This window comes from Haloferax mediterranei ATCC 33500 (assembly GCF_000306765.2).
GTDB classification, from domain to species: domain Archaea; phylum Halobacteriota; class Halobacteria; order Halobacteriales; family Haloferacaceae; genus Haloferax; species Haloferax mediterranei.
In genome coordinates this window covers 2,219,970-2,236,332 of sequence record NC_017941.2, presented here as the reverse complement: position 1 = coordinate 2,236,332, position 16,363 = coordinate 2,219,970, and the positions used below count along the sequence as shown (strand labels likewise).

At 59.2% G+C, this 16,363-nt stretch carries 13 protein-coding genes; 7 read left to right on the top strand and 6 right to left on the bottom strand.

Going from position 1 to position 16,363, the window contains the following annotated elements; genetic code table 11:
- Window positions 1-188 precede the first annotated feature (188 nt).
- Window positions 189-2,489: a PAS domain S-box protein gene (locus HFX_RS11450; RefSeq protein ID WP_004059823.1), complete on the bottom strand. Its 2,301-nt coding sequence runs from the start codon at window positions 2,487-2,489 to the stop codon at window positions 189-191.
- 527 nt (window positions 2,490-3,016) lie between these two features.
- Window positions 3,017-4,273 (bottom strand): aminoacyl--tRNA ligase-related protein, encoded by a 1,257-nt coding sequence (locus HFX_RS11445; RefSeq protein ID WP_004059824.1) that lies wholly within the window; start codon window positions 4,271-4,273, stop codon window positions 3,017-3,019.
- 607 nt (window positions 4,274-4,880) lie between these two features.
- Between HFX_RS11445 and tuf the strand changes: the two genes are divergently transcribed.
- The gene (gene tuf / locus HFX_RS11440) at window positions 4,881-6,143 is read left to right on the top strand and encodes a translation elongation factor EF-1 subunit alpha (RefSeq protein WP_004059825.1); all 1,263 of its coding nucleotides are present in this window, start codon (window positions 4,881-4,883) and stop codon (window positions 6,141-6,143) included.
- On the opposite strand, the gene HFX_RS11435 is transcribed toward tuf, so the two are convergent.
- Window positions 6,133-6,546 carry a hypothetical protein gene (locus HFX_RS11435; RefSeq protein ID WP_004059826.1) on the bottom strand — a complete coding sequence of 138 codons (414 nt, stop codon included), beginning with the start codon at window positions 6,544-6,546 and terminating at the stop codon, window positions 6,133-6,135. The genes tuf and HFX_RS11435 overlap by 11 nt on opposite strands.
- A gap of 197 nt (window positions 6,547-6,743) precedes the next feature.
- Window positions 6,744-8,303: a halolysin R4 gene (gene hly, locus HFX_RS11430; RefSeq protein ID WP_004059827.1), complete on the bottom strand. Its 1,560-nt coding sequence runs from the start codon at window positions 8,301-8,303 to the stop codon at window positions 6,744-6,746.
- 208 nt (window positions 8,304-8,511) lie between these two features.
- Between hly and HFX_RS11425 the strand changes: the two genes are divergently transcribed.
- The 5 genes from HFX_RS11425 to hmgB all read left to right on the top strand — a co-directional run bounded on the left by HFX_RS11425 (window position 8,512) and on the right by hmgB (window position 14,240).
- Window positions 8,512-8,991, top strand: coding sequence for an NYN domain-containing protein (locus HFX_RS11425; protein ID WP_004059828.1), 480 nt, complete (start codon window positions 8,512-8,514; stop codon window positions 8,989-8,991).
- 84 nt (window positions 8,992-9,075) lie between these two features.
- Window positions 9,076-9,924 carry a TatD family hydrolase gene (locus HFX_RS11420; RefSeq protein ID WP_004059829.1) on the top strand — a complete coding sequence of 283 codons (849 nt, stop codon included), beginning with the start codon at window positions 9,076-9,078 and terminating at the stop codon, window positions 9,922-9,924.
- 189 nt (window positions 9,925-10,113) lie between these two features.
- On the top strand, window positions 10,114-10,701 hold the full coding sequence (locus tag HFX_RS11415; RefSeq protein WP_004059830.1) for a DUF2150 family protein: 588 nt from the start codon (window positions 10,114-10,116) through the stop codon (window positions 10,699-10,701).
- Window positions 10,702-10,771: 70 nt separating this feature from the next.
- A complete protein-coding gene (locus tag HFX_RS11410; RefSeq protein ID WP_004059831.1) occupies window positions 10,772-12,814 on the top strand; it encodes an Ig-like domain-containing protein in 2,043 nt (680 codons plus the stop codon).
- Between the two features lie 88 nt (window positions 12,815-12,902).
- Window positions 12,903-14,240: a hydroxymethylglutaryl-CoA synthase gene (hmgB, locus tag HFX_RS11405; protein WP_004059833.1), complete on the top strand. Its 1,338-nt coding sequence runs from the start codon at window positions 12,903-12,905 to the stop codon at window positions 14,238-14,240.
- 111 nt (window positions 14,241-14,351) lie between these two features.
- On the opposite strand, the gene HFX_RS11400 is transcribed toward hmgB, so the two are convergent.
- Together HFX_RS11400 and HFX_RS11395 are read right to left on the bottom strand one after the other, a co-directional pair.
- Window positions 14,352-14,660 (bottom strand): DUF5789 family protein, encoded by a 309-nt coding sequence (locus tag HFX_RS11400; protein WP_004059835.1) that lies wholly within the window; start codon window positions 14,658-14,660, stop codon window positions 14,352-14,354.
- A gap of 97 nt (window positions 14,661-14,757) precedes the next feature.
- Entirely contained in the window at window positions 14,758-15,465 is a 708-nt protein-coding gene (locus tag HFX_RS11395; RefSeq protein ID WP_004059837.1) for a helix-turn-helix domain-containing protein, read from the bottom strand.
- A 212-nt stretch (window positions 15,466-15,677) separates the two neighbouring features.
- Between HFX_RS11395 and HFX_RS11390 the strand changes: the two genes are divergently transcribed.
- Window positions 15,678-16,319, top strand: a complete 642-nt coding sequence (locus tag HFX_RS11390; protein WP_004059846.1) for a metal-dependent hydrolase — start codon at window positions 15,678-15,680, stop codon at window positions 16,317-16,319.
- Window positions 16,320-16,363 lie beyond the last annotated feature (44 nt).

Sequence of the window (16,363 nt, the reverse complement as noted above, 5' to 3'; positions counted from 1 at the left end):
CTGGGCTTTTAGTTCGGAAACTGCTTGGATCCTATTCATTGGAACGGACACATATCAATAGAGAAACGAGAAGTAGAACGCCTCTAGCACACTAGTGAATGAACGTTGATAAAATCACGACAGTCCTAGTGCACTAGTCACCACGTGTCGTGGTAGTTCACCCTCTGATGGTAAATCGGGGGTTAAACCTAGTCGAACAGCCCGATTTCGTCGATCTGCTCTAGAATCTTCCGAGTCGCCTTCCGCACGTGAAGATAGAACGTCGGCGACGCGATCCCGAGTGCAGCAGCGAGTTCGTCACCCGTCGAGCAGCGTGGCGATTCGAAGAACCCTGCGTGATAGGCGAGTTCCAGCACTTCTCGCTGTCTGTCGGTCAACAGGTCGTCGAGCACGTCGTGCGTGAGATTGATCGACTGTACGGGGCGGTCGACCGAACGTTTGGCGACGAAGGTCGTGTCCGGATACGCCGCCTGAACCCCCGAGATGACTTTACGGGTATTCGAATCTGGTGCAACCTCCGCAACGATTGTCTCTTCACCGTCTTCGACGACCTTCGATGTCACGGTCGCGCCGTAATCGAGTAGCTTTGTCATCGGGGACTCACTCACTCTGTACTCGATCATTCCCTGAGTGCCCGTTGCGTTGATCGCTCGCGCATGATCGACCGTCGGCGAGTTCGAGAGATACTCGATAACTGTCTCGGGGGTTGCGTCTTCAACAGCCGCATAACAGAGGAACCCGTTTTCCGAGGTCGGAACGACGGTTTCGAACTCGAACCGGCAGTCGAGTTCCTCAGCCACTTGAACGGGGACGGACTCCGCGCCCGTCGTCTGGAACTCGAGTTCGGTAACGGTGTCCGTGTGGAGGAGTCGTTCGTTCTCTGCGGCGTGGACTGCATGGCCGACTCGTTCTCCGAGTTCGCGGAGTAGCCCCTTTTCGTATTCGTCGAACGCGTTCGGCCGACTCGAGTACACCACAGTAACGCCATACACGGTGTCTCCGAAGACGACCGGGACGGCGGCCAAGGACTGATACCCACGGGCGAGCGCGTCTTCACGCCACGATTCGTATACCGGGTCAGAGAGGACATTCCGGGATGCTTGGACATCGCGAGTGTGGACGGCCTGACTAATCAGCCGATGGCCGACATCGCTCTCGTCAGTCGCCAACTCGAAGTCGTCGACATAGCCGGCTTCGACCCCTGCCCACTCCTGTGGGGTCACTTGCTCACGTTCGGGCGTGTAATCGCCGTACCACGCGAACAGGTAGGTGTCGGACATGGCGAGATGTTCACAGACGACCTGTTCGATTTCCGCTTGCGTCGAGACCCGTGAGAGCGCACGATTGAGCGGGCGGAGGTTCTCAGTCATCTTTTTGATACACTTGAGCGCCGCCCGTTGGCGTTCGAGTGTCCGCTCGCGCTCCTTTTGCTCGGTGATGTCGGCGTTCACCGCCACAAACCGTTCGATATCACCGTTTTCATCTTTCACGGGGGCAATCGTCTGATTAACGACGTACTGGTCACCGTTCTTCCGCTGGTTGGTCACTTCACCCTGCCACACGTCACCCGATTTAATGGTCTCCCAGAGGTCCGCATAGAAGTCGTCATCGTGCTCGTTGGAGCTGAAGAGACGTGGGGTCTCACCGCAGGCATCCTCTTCCGAGTAGCCGGTGATGCTCTCGAATGCCGGGTTGACGTACTCGATGGTGCCATCGGGATCGGTCATGTAAATCGAGTGGCCAGCCTGTTCAACCGCTTCCCGGAAGGCACGAAATCGCTCCTCGCGCTCCTTGCGCTCGGTGATGTCCTCGACGACGCCATCGAAGTATATCTCTCCGTGTTCTTCGCGCTTAATCGCCGTGACCGACGTCCAAATCGTCTCGCCCGTCGCGGTTTGTACTTTCAGCTCGTGGTCCGAGAGGATTTCATCTTCGTGGAGACGCTCCTCTAATACCTCTCGCTCATCCGGATTGGCGTAGAAATCCTCGGGGCCCTTTTGGCGGAGCGCATCTATCGATGGGACGTCGAGCATCTCTCGTAACGCTGCATTTCCCTCGACGAAGTTGCCATCGGGGCAGGCCTCAGTACGATAGATACCCTCGGGAAGGTGCGTGATGATGTCTTCGTAGCGTTCGAGTTCGTTCCGGCGTTGTTCTCGGTCGGTGTTGTCCCGGAGTGTCCCTGTGAAGAGTCGCTGACCGTGGTGTGTGTGTTCTTGGAATCGGATCGACACCGGTACCTCGTGGCCTTCGTTATGTTTCGCTGTCAGGCCGATGTCGTTCCAGTCTTTCTGTCGTTCGCCTGTTTGGAGATACCGCTGGAACGCCTGCATGGGGTCCTGTTCGAGGTGGTCGGGAACGAGTGTCTGCAACGGTTGTCCGACCAGCTCGTCCGGCTGATACCCTAAGATGTGTTCGAGCGCCGGGTTGGCAAAGACGATGACGCCGTCTTCGTCAACCGTGAGCAGCCCCCCTGACGTGTTCGCCACCAGCGTTTGACAAAAATTCGCGGCGTCGAAATCAAGCGGAGATGCAGTAAAGACGTTCTCAAGGCCACTCCCCCCCTTGGAGAACGAAGGCTTACTCCGGTTAGTCATCGAAGTAGCGTGGAAGATGAAAGCGGAAAAGCTCGTTGGAGGTCAATTATTATTGCCGCTTGAGGCGTTTTGAGCGTGATGAACAGTGGTCTTCGACAAGATGGTCACGCGCTCACCCGATTCGAATCCAGTCACTCGAAGTGAACGTCCGCGCTAAACTCACTCTTCGGGGGTGCGTATGGTCATTTGAATTTTATCTCAGTTCACTGAACTGGAGACTCAGATGACGTGTTCCCGAAACGATTCCCATTTGACATCGGAATCCGAACCGTTGTCCCGATTTAGCCGACGATTCATCTAAGAGATGCAGACACCACACATGTATTCCAGAATGCCAATTTAGTATACATGTGTCCTTTCGTGGTCCCAGTGGGCATCTCCGAAATGAGCAAAAAACAGTAGGCCGAAAGAGCGCTCCCTTACTCGCTGCCTGATGACGCCTGCCCGACAAGTTCAGAAACTGCTCCGGGTGCAATGAACCGAGTCTTCCCGTCTCGGTGTTCGAGTTCGACTTCGCCCGTCTCCCTGAAGTGGTTCCCGAGGATTACCTTCCAGGGAACGCCGAGAAGGTCGCTCTCGGCGAATCGTTCGCCGATTGTCTGGTCGAGGTCGTCGAAGAGGAGGGCGGTTGCTCGGCCGCACTCACGGTGGAGTCGGTCGGCCACCGCTTGGATGTCGCCCCCGTATTCGAGGGGGATAATCGAGACGGTGTAGGGTGCGGCGGTTCCGCGGTCGGTCACGGGCCATCGACAGCCGGTTTCGTCGCCGTGTTGCTCGATGAGTGTATGGACGAGTCGGTCGACGCCGATTCCGTAACTCCCCATCAGGACGGGTCGTTCGGAGCCGTCCGCCATGTCGACAGTGAGGTCGGCGGGGTCAGTGTACCGCGTCCCCAACTTGAACACGTGGCCGATTTCGATACCTTCGCCGCTGGTGAGGGCCGCGCCGCAGTCGGGGCATACGTCGCCTTCGAAGAGCGAGGCGTCGGGAGATTCGTCGGTCACACCGACGCGACATCCTTGGGCTTCACAGTAGACGAGTTCGACGCTTCCCGTTTCGACGGGGGCGATGAACTCCTCGGAGGCGGAGCCACCCATCACACTATTCTGTGCGTCGGCGACGACGAAGTCGATGCCGAGCGCGTCGAAGATGCGGCAGTACGCGTCGCGGACGCGGCCGTACCACTCGTCGAGCGAGTCGGCGGTTGCGTGCAGGCTGTAGGCGTCTTTCATCGTGAACTCCTTCGTCCGAAGGAGTCCATTCCGGGGATGGTCGTCGCGGTGTTTCCGTTCGACCTGATACAAGAGCAGGGGAACGTCCTCGTAGGAACGGACAATGCCCTCGACGAGGTGGACGATTCCTTCCTCGTGCGAAGGAGCGAGACACAACTGCTGTCCGTCGCGGTTCTCGAAGGTAAACATCTCGCCTTCGAAACTCCCCCAGCGACCGCTTTGCTCCCAGATGGGTTTGTACTGGAGGTTGGGCAAGCTAACCGCTTGCCCGCCGATGGTATCCATCTCCGTCTTGATTCGACGGATAATTTTTCTCCGGACGCGCTCTCCGGTGGGAGTAAAACCGAACAGTCCACTTCCGAACTGTCTGATGAAACCGGCGCGAACTGCGAGTTGAACCGTGTCGTTCTCCCAGCCCGCTGCTTCGCGACTGGTGAACAGCATCGCTTCACTCCGCCGCACGTCGGACACCTCCAATGAACCGGTGGCTGGGTGACGTGTCGAACAGGACAGTGCTCGTCAGTAATCGGGGAGAAACAGCGTTGAGACGACTATCGCGGAACCCAGCCGTGAGTCGCACCGGACTCACGGCTTCGAGTACAGCTTCGTTCGTTTCGAATCATGCACATGTTACGTTTCGGAGGTCAAAAATAAAGGTTCGCACTGTAACCGTTGGACGCAATGCAGCATAATCCAAACGAAAAATGATTTGGGATATCTTTATTATCCAATGACACAAAACAGTTACTATGATTGTTGTAAGGACCAACACCGACGAGGCTGACGCTCGCGAGGTACCCGTTCGTCGCACGGCCACGTTCGCCGACATGGCCGCCGCGATGCACCGTCTTTGAACGAATTTTACTGTTCTATCTCGGCCGTCTCCGTAGATTCGAGACGTATTCTTATCTGTGATTTGTTGCGAGAGTCTCGTAGGGTGGAATATCCGCCGTAACCGTTCGACTTCGGAAGAAACACGCCGTAACCCGGGAAACGGATTTACCCCTGCGTGTCATATTTTACCAAACTGGGCGACAGTGCCCTGATACCCATGGCAGACAAACCACACCAAAACTTAGCCATCATCGGACACGTCGACCACGGGAAATCCACACTCGTCGGTCGACTCCTGTTCGAAACAGGTAGCGTACCCGAACACATTATCGAACAGCACCGCGAGGAAGCGGAGTCCAAGGGGAAGTCAGGCTTCGAGTTCGCCTACGTCATGGACAACCTCGCGGAAGAACGTGAGCGCGGTGTCACCATCGATATCGCCCACCAGCGCTTCGACACGGACAAATACTACTTCACTATCGTCGACACGCCCGGTCACCGTGACTTCGTGAAGAACATGATTACGGGCGCGTCGCAGGCCGACCATGCTATTCTCGTCGTGGCAGCCGACGACGGCGTTGCGCCGCAGACCCGCGAACACGTCTTCCTCGCCCGCACCCTCGGCATCGAGGAGCTCATCATCGCGGTCAACAAGATGGACGTTGTTGACTACAGCGAGGACACCTACAAGCAGGTCAAAGAGGAAGTCCAACAGCTCCTCAAACAGGTCCGCTTCGACACCGAAGACGCCGGGTTCATCCCCATCTCCGCGTTCGAAGGCGACAACATCGCCGAGTCCTCGGAGAACATGTCGTGGTTCGACGGTCCGACAGTGCTGGAGTCGCTCAATAACCTGCCAGAACCGTCACCGCCGACTGACGCACCGCTCCGCATCCCGATTCAGGACGTGTACACCATCTCCGGTATCGGGACTGTCCCCGTCGGCCGTGTCGAGACGGGTATCCTGAACACCGGCGACAACGTCATGTTCATGCCGTCGAACGTCGGCGGAGAGGTGAAGACCATCGAGATGCACCACGAGGAGGTCGCCGAGGCTGGTCCGGGCGACAACATCGGGTTCAACGTCCGCGGCGTGGGCAAAGACGATATCCGTCGCGGGGACGTTTGTGGTCCGGCCGACGAGCCGCCGTCCGTAGCCGAGACGTTCAGTGCACAGATTGTCGTCATGCAGCACCCGTCTGTTATCACTGCTGGCTACACGCCGGTCATTCACGCCCACACGTCACAGGTGGCGTGTACGTTCGAATCGCTCGACCAGAAACTCGACCCCGCGTCGGGCGAGGTTGCAGAGGAGAACCCTGACTTCATCAAGGCTGGCGACGCCGCAATCGTCACGCTCCGCCCGCAGAAGCCACTCAGCATCGAGCCATCCTCGAATATCCCCGAACTCGGTAGCTTCGCAATCCGCGACATGGGCCAGACCATCGCGGCCGGGAAGGTCCTCGAAGTCAACGAATAACGCGGTTCGACCCACACCCGTTCTTTTTCACATCATCGCGGTCAGACCTCTCTCGGCACCGGAGGGAATACAGAGACAGTCGACTCGCTGCCGCATGTTTGTGGACAGCAAAGAGAGCGTTTCGAGGGTCGTTGAGAACTGACTGCACGGCCGCGTAGCAACTGGTGATAGAGCGGTCTTCGAGTGGTGTCGTCGATTTCGAAAGGAGGAGCCGGTTGACCACGACATCGACGTCGGGGTCGAGTGTAACACCCTCAGACGACACGTCAATACTGACGGCCTCCTCGTGAAGCCAGACGGCGTTCTGCCCGAGCATAGAGACGGCGTTACAGATGGCTTTCGTCTCTCTGCTGTTGTGGAACCCCAGAATACCAACTGTTTGTGTTGCCTCGCGCCCAGTCATACGGGAGGTAGGCAGCGAAGTCGTATCAGCGCATCGTGGGGTTCCGTGCCGCAAGGATGTAGGGCGTGATGACGCGTTTTCGGGACCCGGTTTTCGGGACCATAGCCCTACGCGCTCATGAAGCATCGACAGTCCGTGGAGCCGATGCCTGCTCGAATGTCCGTCGGAAGACGGCTAGCGCGCTTTCTTGGGGAGAGTTATTCCTTTTCCGTGATGGTCACGGTGTAGCTGCCGCTGCCGCTGTAGCTGTCGACCAGGATACCGAGGTCTGCCGACGTGTCGGGGTTGTCGATGACGATCTGTTCGGTACTGTCGTAGGACCACGAGCGGTAATCGTAGGAGCGCGTCGTCGGACACGTTCCCGACCCTTCGGTCGCGTACAGGTCGAAGTCGGCGCTGCTCGGACCGCTGAGGTCGATGACCACCTGTGACGGGGAGCTGTAGTTCCACGAGTGGCTCACACAGTTTGAGTCCGACGACGAGGAGAGCGTCCCATCGTAGGTCGTTTCCTTCGAACCGCCGCCACCACCGCCCCCGCCATCGCCGGGGTCAGTCGTGACAGCGTTTGCGGCGTCGACGCGACCCGAACCCTGTTTCGTACTGCTGAGGCCGATATCGACTGCGGTGTTCTTCAGGTGGTTCCGCAGGTCGGCGGGCGAGAGGTTGTGAACGGCAAGCGCGAGACCGGCCACACCCGAGACGACGGGCGTCGCCATCGACGTCCCGGAGATTTCGTTGTACTCGGTACTGGTCGTCCAGCACGAGAGGACGTTCGTCCCCGGTGCTGCGAGGTCGATTTCCGACCCGTAGTTCGAGTACGATGCGAGCGTCTCGTCGGGGTCGAGCGCCGAGACGGCGACACACTCGCTGTATGCCGCGGGGTAGGAGACGCTTTGCCGGCCGTCATTACCAGCAGCGGCGACGACGAGCGAACCTTGCTGCGTCGCGTAGGATACGGCGTTTTTCATCGTCGAGGAGTAGCCGCCACCACCCAGGGAGAGGTTGATAACGTCTGCACCCTGGTCTGCGGCCCACTCGATAGCGTCCGCGATGTCACTCGTCGAACCGCTTCCGGATTCGGAAAGGGCGCGTCCAGAGAGGAGCGTGGAGTTACTGATTCCGCCAATACCTTCGTTGTTATCGGTGGTCCCGGCGGCGATACCTGCGACGTGGGTTCCGTGGTACTCGTCGGAGAGCAGGTCCGGATACGGGTCTCCGTCGTTGTCGACGAAGTCTCGACCTTTGTTCGAGCCGAACTGGCTCGAAAGGTCGGGGTGGTCGTACTTGACACCCTGGTCGACGACGGCAATCTTCACGGAGGAACTTCCGAGCGTGGTGTCCCACGCGGAGTCGGCGTTTACCTGCTGGGGTGCGTACTGACTACCATACTTCGGGTCGTTCGCCGTATAGAGCGCTTCGTGCGTCGCGTTCTTCTCGGCGTACTTCACTTCATCTCGCTTCGTAATCGCCGAGATGAAGTTTTCACGCGCTTGTTTCGGTGCCTTAGAGGGGAACTTGACTGCAGCGTAGCTGAGGGTCTCGTTCTCGTGAACGATCTCAGCATTCCCCGGAACTGCATCCGCAACTGCCTTCCGCGGACTGTCGGCAGTCGACGTGACGCCGACGAGGATTTCGTCCTTCTTCGGACCGGGCGAGCGACCGGGAGTCGCACTAGTTACACCAGCCATGCCGGTGAGGCCTGCGGCTGCGGCGAGTCGTAGGAAGCTTCGTCTGTCGAAGTTCGGTGTGCCTGCCATGGGCAAACATGACTCAGTGCACTACGATATTATGTGTTAGCTTGACTGAAATTTAGATTTCACCATAATTATCAAGACATTACTAAGAGATAGTCAGAAACTCAAATAAATTGACTAATTGTTCTCGCGTCGGCTCCGTCGGTCTGCCCCGGCACTACTTCGGCGACTCCCTCGAAATTTATAAACCTGAAACCGGGCGAGGTGGTGTATGGACCTCCTGCGGCGGTTGTTCGGTCCCGATGGTGCACCGTCGGGCCAAGTAGCACTCTTCGTGGATGGACCGAACGTTCTCCGCGACGAGTTCGACGTAGATTTAGACGACATTCGGATGGCTGCGCGGTCGCTCGGCGGAACGATGAGCGCGACGCGACTATATCTCGACGAGCACGCTACCCCCGGACTGATTCAGGCGGCCGAAGCCCGCGGCTTCGAAGTCGTGATTACGAGCGGTGATGTCGACGTGAAACTCGCAGTCGACCTCACACGCTTTGCCGTCGAGGGTCGCGCGGATGTCATCGCTGTTGCCTCGCGGGATACCGACTTTAAGCCCGCACTGGAGACGGCAAACGAGTACGGTCTCCGAACGGTCGCCATCGCACCCGGAAGCTACGGACGGTCGGACGCACTCCAAAACGCGGCCACCCACGCGATGACGCTCGACGAAGTTGTCGACCACACCGACGACTGATAAAGACGGTTGTAACTGTTCACCGGGTCATCTTCGTCGCACGCGAACGGTTCGCTTTTTCCCGCTCCGCTCGACCACCACACTATGCAGGAGTTCGACACGCCGGTACTGGACAATCACCTCCACCTCGACCCGGACCACGGTCGCGGACTGGAGGCCGTGAAGGACTTCGCTCGAAGCGGCGGCACGCACCTGCTCGTCGTGAATAAACCCTCGTGGCTCCTCGGCCACGAGGTGGAGACGGGCGAGGACTTCCGCCCGGTTTTCGAGACGACCATCGACGTGGTTCGAGCGGCCGCAGAAATCCTCGACGGACGCGCGTGGCCCGTCCTCGGCGTCCACCCCGGACTCGTCTCGAAACTCGTCGACGACAGGGGGTACGACCCCGAAGACGCGCGAGACCTGATGGCCGCCGGTCTGGATGTTGCCGCAGAGTATGTCCGCGCGGGCGACGCGCTCGCGCTCAAATCCGGGCGACCGCACTACGAGGTTACGGACGCCGTCTGGGAGGCATCGAACGCCGTGCTCCGACACGGACTCGACCTCGCGGCCGACTGCGACTGCGCACTCCAACTCCACACGGAATCGACGACCGACCTCTCGGACGTGGCCGACTGGGCCGACGAGCGCGACGTCCCGCGCGAGCGAGTGGTCAAACACTACGCGCAGGGACACCTCACCGGCGGGACGCCGAGCGTCATGAGCGACAAAGACCGCCTCGAAGACGCCGCCGAGCGAGGTGTGCCGTTCCTCATGGAGACCGATTTTATCGACGACCCTGACCGACCCGGTGCGGTGATGGGACCGAAGACAGTTCCGCGTCGGGTCGACTGGCTCTTGGACGAGGGATACGATGCGGCAGTTAGAAACGCGCACGTCGAGACGCCCGCACTCGTGTACGACGTGGACACCGAGTCGACCCTCGACAACTAACTTCGTCTGAAGCGACTCCCGACTGCGAACATCACCGATACCTCTCGGCTGCTGTTCTGATGCGGCACAGAAGGGGTGCTGACGGTGGTTCTTGGTGCGTCTCGTGTCGAGAGCGCACATGCTCCTGAATCGCACGCACTGCCAGCAGGATAAGAAAGGCATTTGAGTCCGGCACGGGAGGTTGTAAGTATGACCGAGGCCGAGGAACGATACTACTCGCCGGAACGCTGGCAGAACTGGTTGACGCGCGTCGAAGAAGAGGACCTGGACCTCGAAAGTGAGGAGACCGGTCGTCTGCTGATGAACGTGCAGAACGACGCGGCAATCGCAATCGCGAAGATTCTGACCGCCTACGACGACGACACCCTCGACGAAGAGGAGGCGCTCGACGAACTCGCAACCGTCCACGACATCGTGATGGCGGAAGCCGAATTCGAGTCGGAGAACGAAGAAGCCGAGATTCTCATCGGGAGCGTCCAGACGAGCCTCTCGTGTGCCTTCTTCGCGGCCGAGGAGTACCTCGTTGCAGGTCCTGCAGAGCTCGAAGACGACATGGAGGCGTACGTGCTCGCCGCCGCGGACGCCGAGGAAGCGGACGACCTCGACAGTGCGCTTGGCTACATCGTGCAGGTCGGTACCCGCGTCATCGACGGCGACGAACTCGACATCGAAGTGCTCGACGAACTCGAGTTCGGACTCGTCACCGAGTGGGTCAACGGTCTCGACAGCCTCCAGAGCGGGCTGTCGGAGCCTGAAGTCGTCGAAGAAGAAGACTAATCTCGGCCGCCTCTCACGCACATCGACGACGGTAGGAGTCTTTTTCCCCTTCGAGTTACCTTCGGGTTATATGAACTTTCGGGGCGATGAGCGTGCAGTCACTGTTCAGATCGGAGCAGTGCTGCTCTTCGGCATCATCATCATCTCGATGTCGATGTACCAGGCAACCGTCGTCCCGAATCAAAACGAGCAGGTCGAGTTCCAACACAACCAAAACGTTCACGACGATTTCGTCTCGCTCCGCGGGGCCGTCATCGAGAGCGCGTCAGAACCGATGACTCGTCCGGCGACCGTCTCACTCGGCACACGCTATCCGAGTCGGACGCTGTTCGTCAATCCCGGACCAGTCTCTGGGACACTCCAGACACAGTCACTCGGAACGCTCACCGTCTCGAATGTCAGCACGAGCGAGGACGAAACGGACGACTACGTCGCCGATAATGCGCTTTCCTTCACCACGAAATCGCTCGAATACAGCCCGCGCTACCACGTCATGCAGAGTTCGCCGACGACGGTGTACGAGAACACTATCGCATACAACCGCTTCGAAAGCGGGTACAACGGGACGCTTACTGGACAGTCGCTCGTGGATGGCCGAACCATCTCGCTGGTTCTTCTCGACGGGAACTACTCCGAAAACGGCGTCAGAAGCGCGACTATCGACGCGCAGGCAGTGAGTTCGGCGACCCGGACGGTGTCCGTGACGAACAACTCGTCAACGAGCAACGTGACGATTACCGTGCCGACGAAGCTCTCGGTCGAGGATTGGAAGACGATTCTGACCGACGCCGAGGAATTAGATGGTTCGGGCGATACGTCGAACGACGCCTACGTTCACGAAGTTCACGATGGGGCGGCCGGGAGCGTCGTCATCGAGATGGAGCGCGGCGAGACCTATAACCTCCGAGTCGGGAAGATTGAGGTCGGGTCGGGTGCCGAATCCCAGTCACCACACTACCTCACAGTCGCTGACAAGAGTAGTTCGTCGGTGACGTTCGAGGTGAGAGACAGGTACAACAATCCGGTGAGTGGAGCAACCCTAAATGTAACCGCGCTCCCTTCGACACCGCTTGCGGCACAGGGACAATCCGGATCGAAACTCACGGACCTCGACACAGACGCGGATGGACAGGTTACGGTCTCGTTGACTGATCCGAGTGCGACAAGCTACACCGTACGGGCGAGTATCAACCGCGACCCATCGACAGACTTCGACGCGTCTCGCCTGCAGAATGCAACCGCCGAAGTCGTCCCTGGTTCCGGGTCGGGGTCCGGAATCACTGGACTATACGATATTGTCTGGGATGGTGACGAGATGGATTCGACCGGCGGCAGTGCCGTCGACTATTACAGTGCAAACGACACGCTCGTCGTTGACAGCAGTAGTGTTTCGGACTTCGACGGAATCGTCACTGTGGCGGATGACAGCCAGTCAGTTTCGAACGCGAATGTCGACTTTGCGACGAACGACTCGACCGTTTTGACCGGTGGATTAGGAACGGACGAAACAGACGGGAGTGGTGTCGCCAGCACGACGATTTCAGTCTCCGATGGGGTCGCAACTGCTTACGCGACGGCCGGTGGTTCGTCCGATACGATACGTGTTAAAATCGTCTCGGGAAGTGGTGGAGGCTCCTCGGGAGACAATATGAATCACGTCTCGGGGAGCGGGCTTGCACTCGCAAATGGTGGCGAGACATCCGGTGCCCAGTTCAAGGTTCGAAACGACGGTTCCGACTCGGTCAGTATCACCGGCATCTCGATCGAAACCAGCGCATCACAAGCACGCTACGTGCGTGAGAGCAACGGTGGCCAGTATCAAGACGGACAACACGAGGTGTATCTCGACGCATCTGACGACGGTCTCCTTGAGATGGACGGCGGCCCGCCGTACTACGGAGACAGTGGGACGCCATACAGTCTGGGTCAGCGAGAGCGCCTCACTGAAAATGGCGTGGTAGACGCTGGGAGTCAAGCGACGATATACATCTACGAATTCCAAAACAACGGTGGGAACCGTGTCAGAATGGAAGGCGAAGAAGTGGCCGTGACCCTGTACTTCGGGGACGGAAGTTCACAAGAGTACACGTTTACGGCTACGGATCCCTACTGAGATGAACTCCGGTGGTCGTTCGGATGTTCGACATCCAACGTAACCAGTCATCGACAAAACCTTATCCCCCGAATCTGTAACCTCGACCATGACTTCCGTCGGCATCGATGCCATCGAGATTTGGACGGGCAACCTCGTATTAGACCTCCCCAACACCTTCGCGCCGGTGAAGGGCGAAGACCCGGAGAAGTACACGAAGGGCCTCGGCCTCCACATGTCGTCGTTCCCCGACGTGTACGAGGACATCGTCACGATGGGCGCGAACGCCGCCAAGCGACTGATGGAGAGAAAGGGCCTCACGCCCAACGATATCGGCCGCATCGACGTGGCGACCGAGTCCGCATTCGACAACTCCAAGCCGGTATCGACGTACATCGCCGGTTGTCTCGAACAGGTGTTTGAAGACGACTTCCGCCACGCCAACAAGGGCGAGCGAAAGTTCGCGTGCATTGCCGGAACCCAGAGCCTCGACGACGCCTACAACTGGATTAAGGCCGGGCGCAACCGCGGACGCGCGGCGCTCGTCATTGCAACCGACACCGCCCTCTACGAGCGCGGCGACCCCGGTGAGGCGACGCAGGGTGCCGGTGCCGTTGCGATGCTCATCGACGAAGACCCAGACCTCGTCGAACTCTCGACTGAACAGGGATACGGCAGCATGGACGAGACTGACTTCCTCAAGCCGAACCAGCAGTTCCCCTCCGTGGACGGCAAGCGTTCCATGCAGGTGTATCTCGCACGCATGCGCGAGGCGCTCGAAGACTACGAGAGCGTCGCGGGTCGGACACATCCCGACGACTTCGAGTACATCCCGTTCCACACGCCGTTCCCCGGAATGGTCCGCAAGGCCGCACTACTCGGCTTCCGTCACATGAGTCGCGATACGGAAATCGAAGACGAACTCGAAAGCGAAATCGGTCGCCAACCCCGCGAAGCCGACTTCGAGACGTGGGACGACTACGAGGAAGCCATCCGCGCGTACATGGATGAGCTGAAGACGACCGAGCAGTACCGCGACTGGTACGCCCGCGTCATCGAGCCGACGCTCGATATCTCCAGCCGCGTCGGCAACTGGTACACCGGGTCGATCCACATTGCCCGCGCGTCGGCGCTGAAAGCCGCCGCCGAGGAGGGCAAGGATATGGTCGGAAAACAGCTTCTACTCGGCTCGTACGGCTCCGGTGCGCAGGCCGAGATTCACGCCGAAACTGTCCAAGAGACGTGGCTCGACGAAATCGAGGCACTCGACGTCGATGACCAACTTGCCGCCCGCACAGAGATTTCATTCGACGACTACGAACTCATCCACGACGTGCACAACCACGAAAAGGAAATCGAAGTCGAGGAATTCTCCCAACCCGAAGCCGAATTCGTCTTTACGGGCTGGGGTCGGATGAACGAGCGCCGCTACGAGTACGTCGAGTAGCGGGGGAGCGCTCACTCGAACGAAGTGAGAATGAAGGCGAAGCGGCCCTGCCGCTTCGGAAGTACGAGTACGTCGAGTAACGACGTTGAAGGGCGGGGACCCGAAGCGCCCTCAGAACGACTGAATCTCGTCAGTCGGGTCTGGCGCGTTCGAGGGGGCCGCCGGGTTCGCACCGCGGTCGTCGTAGAACTTTCGGCCGATGAAGTCGTCGCTCACGTTCCCAAGAATCGTATTATACAACTCGTTGGGAGAGTCGAACGTTGTCGCGCCTAACGGGGCTAAAATCACTCCGATGGTCTCAGACGTATCTGTCGCCGGGGTGTCGAGTTCGACGTTTCCAATCTGGTCGACGACATGGCCGGTATCGACCGGGTACGTGAGTTCGGATTCGAGGAGTGCTGGAAGTTCACGAATTTCCATGAATGATTGTCGACGTACTGTCCCTTCGGTCTTTTTGGGCTTCTCGAAGAAAGTCTGGGAAAACGACGTGTCTCGCGGGCGCTATCGGGAGATTCGGTTAGGGTAACTTCCGCAGGTCTTCGAGCATTCCATCTAACTCGCGGTTCGTCACGGCGAGGGCGAAACCGTCGATAGTGGCGAGCGAAGGGGCGTGCTCCCAGAGTTCGTCTTCCGTAAGTCCGTGCAGAATCACCGCGTTCGGGGTCGGGGTGACGACGCGCATGGCGACGAGCGGTGACTCCCCGCGGGTGACGTCGGTAAAGACGAGTGCGCGACTCGTCGATTGACCGTACAGGCGGTAGAACTCTTCCGAGGAGAGTCGGGTAATCGCCTGAATACTGTTGATGACGGTGTGGCCGCTGATGCGGTCTTGGTCGCCGTCGACGATGGGCGTCGCACCGATAGCATCGTAGAAGCTATCGAGTGGAATCGAGGTCGGGTACTCCCGGAGGTCCTGTACGATGTCGCTTTCGAACCCGGCGGAGAGAACGCGGGCGTATTGCCGTATACGACTGCCACCGCGAGCCTCGTCGATATCGAGAAGGGCTTCGACCATCCGACGGATGACGCCGATACCGGGACTCTCGCGTCGGCCGCTCTCGTAGTCCGAGACGACGGACGAAGACACATCCAGTTGTTCGGCGAGTGCCGTCTGCGAGATGTCGAAGTCTGTGCGCCACTTTCGGAGGGTCGCACCGGGATCGTCCGAGAGGGTAATCTCTCCCGCAATACGGCGGGCGAGGTCGTCGCGTGGTGCCGCGGTCATCGGCCGCACCTCGGTACGACGGACGAGTAGGACATGGGGGTACGTGCGAGAGTGTCCCGCAAAAGGGTGTCGAAAGTGGTAGTCGTCGCCTGACGAACCCGGCGGGAGTCCCACGAGCACCAGCAGGTGGTCGTCGGGGGTAAGAACGAGCGAAGTGCGTTCGAACGACTCGGGCGGGAACGTTCAAGGCCATCGGATAGTGACTGTGTGTCATGCCATCGACCCTCGTTCACGTCGCTGTCGGTGGACTTGTCGGGACAGCACTCCTCGGCCGCTGGTTCGATGTACGGGCGGTTGCGGTCGTCCTCGTCGCCGCCGCGGTCCCGGACCTCGACTCGTTCACTAGCACGCTCATTCCCGGGAGTCACAGAGCGCTCCTCCACACGCTCTTATTGCCCCTTTTACTCGCCGTGCTTGTACTCTACGACACGCGCATTCGTGAGCAGTCGCTCCTTCGGGGACGGTGGGGGACCCGTGGTATTGCCGTCGCGTGGGTTGCACTCGCCGCACTGCTCGGCGGCGGTATCCTCCCCGATTTGTTCACCAACGGCGTCAACGTCTTTTACCCCCTCCACGACGCCTTTTACTCGGTGAACGGGCACGCCGAGTGGTCGAGTACGCGCGGGTTCGTCCAGACGTTCATCGAACTGCAGCCAGAACCGTCGCCGCCGACGACAAAGACGCTTCATTACAGTACCGTCGTTGACCCCTCACCCGGTGCTGAACCGGAGGCTGTAGAGCGAATCGCACCGCTCGCCTCGTCTGGTCTGGAACTGCTATTGATACTCCTCGGTGGAAGTGTCGTCGGTGGTCGACTCGTTTCGGAGCGCCGGCAGTCGTCGCTCTCCGACTGAAGGTCCACGCGCCGCCGACCACCCACCGACTCCAAGCATTCATA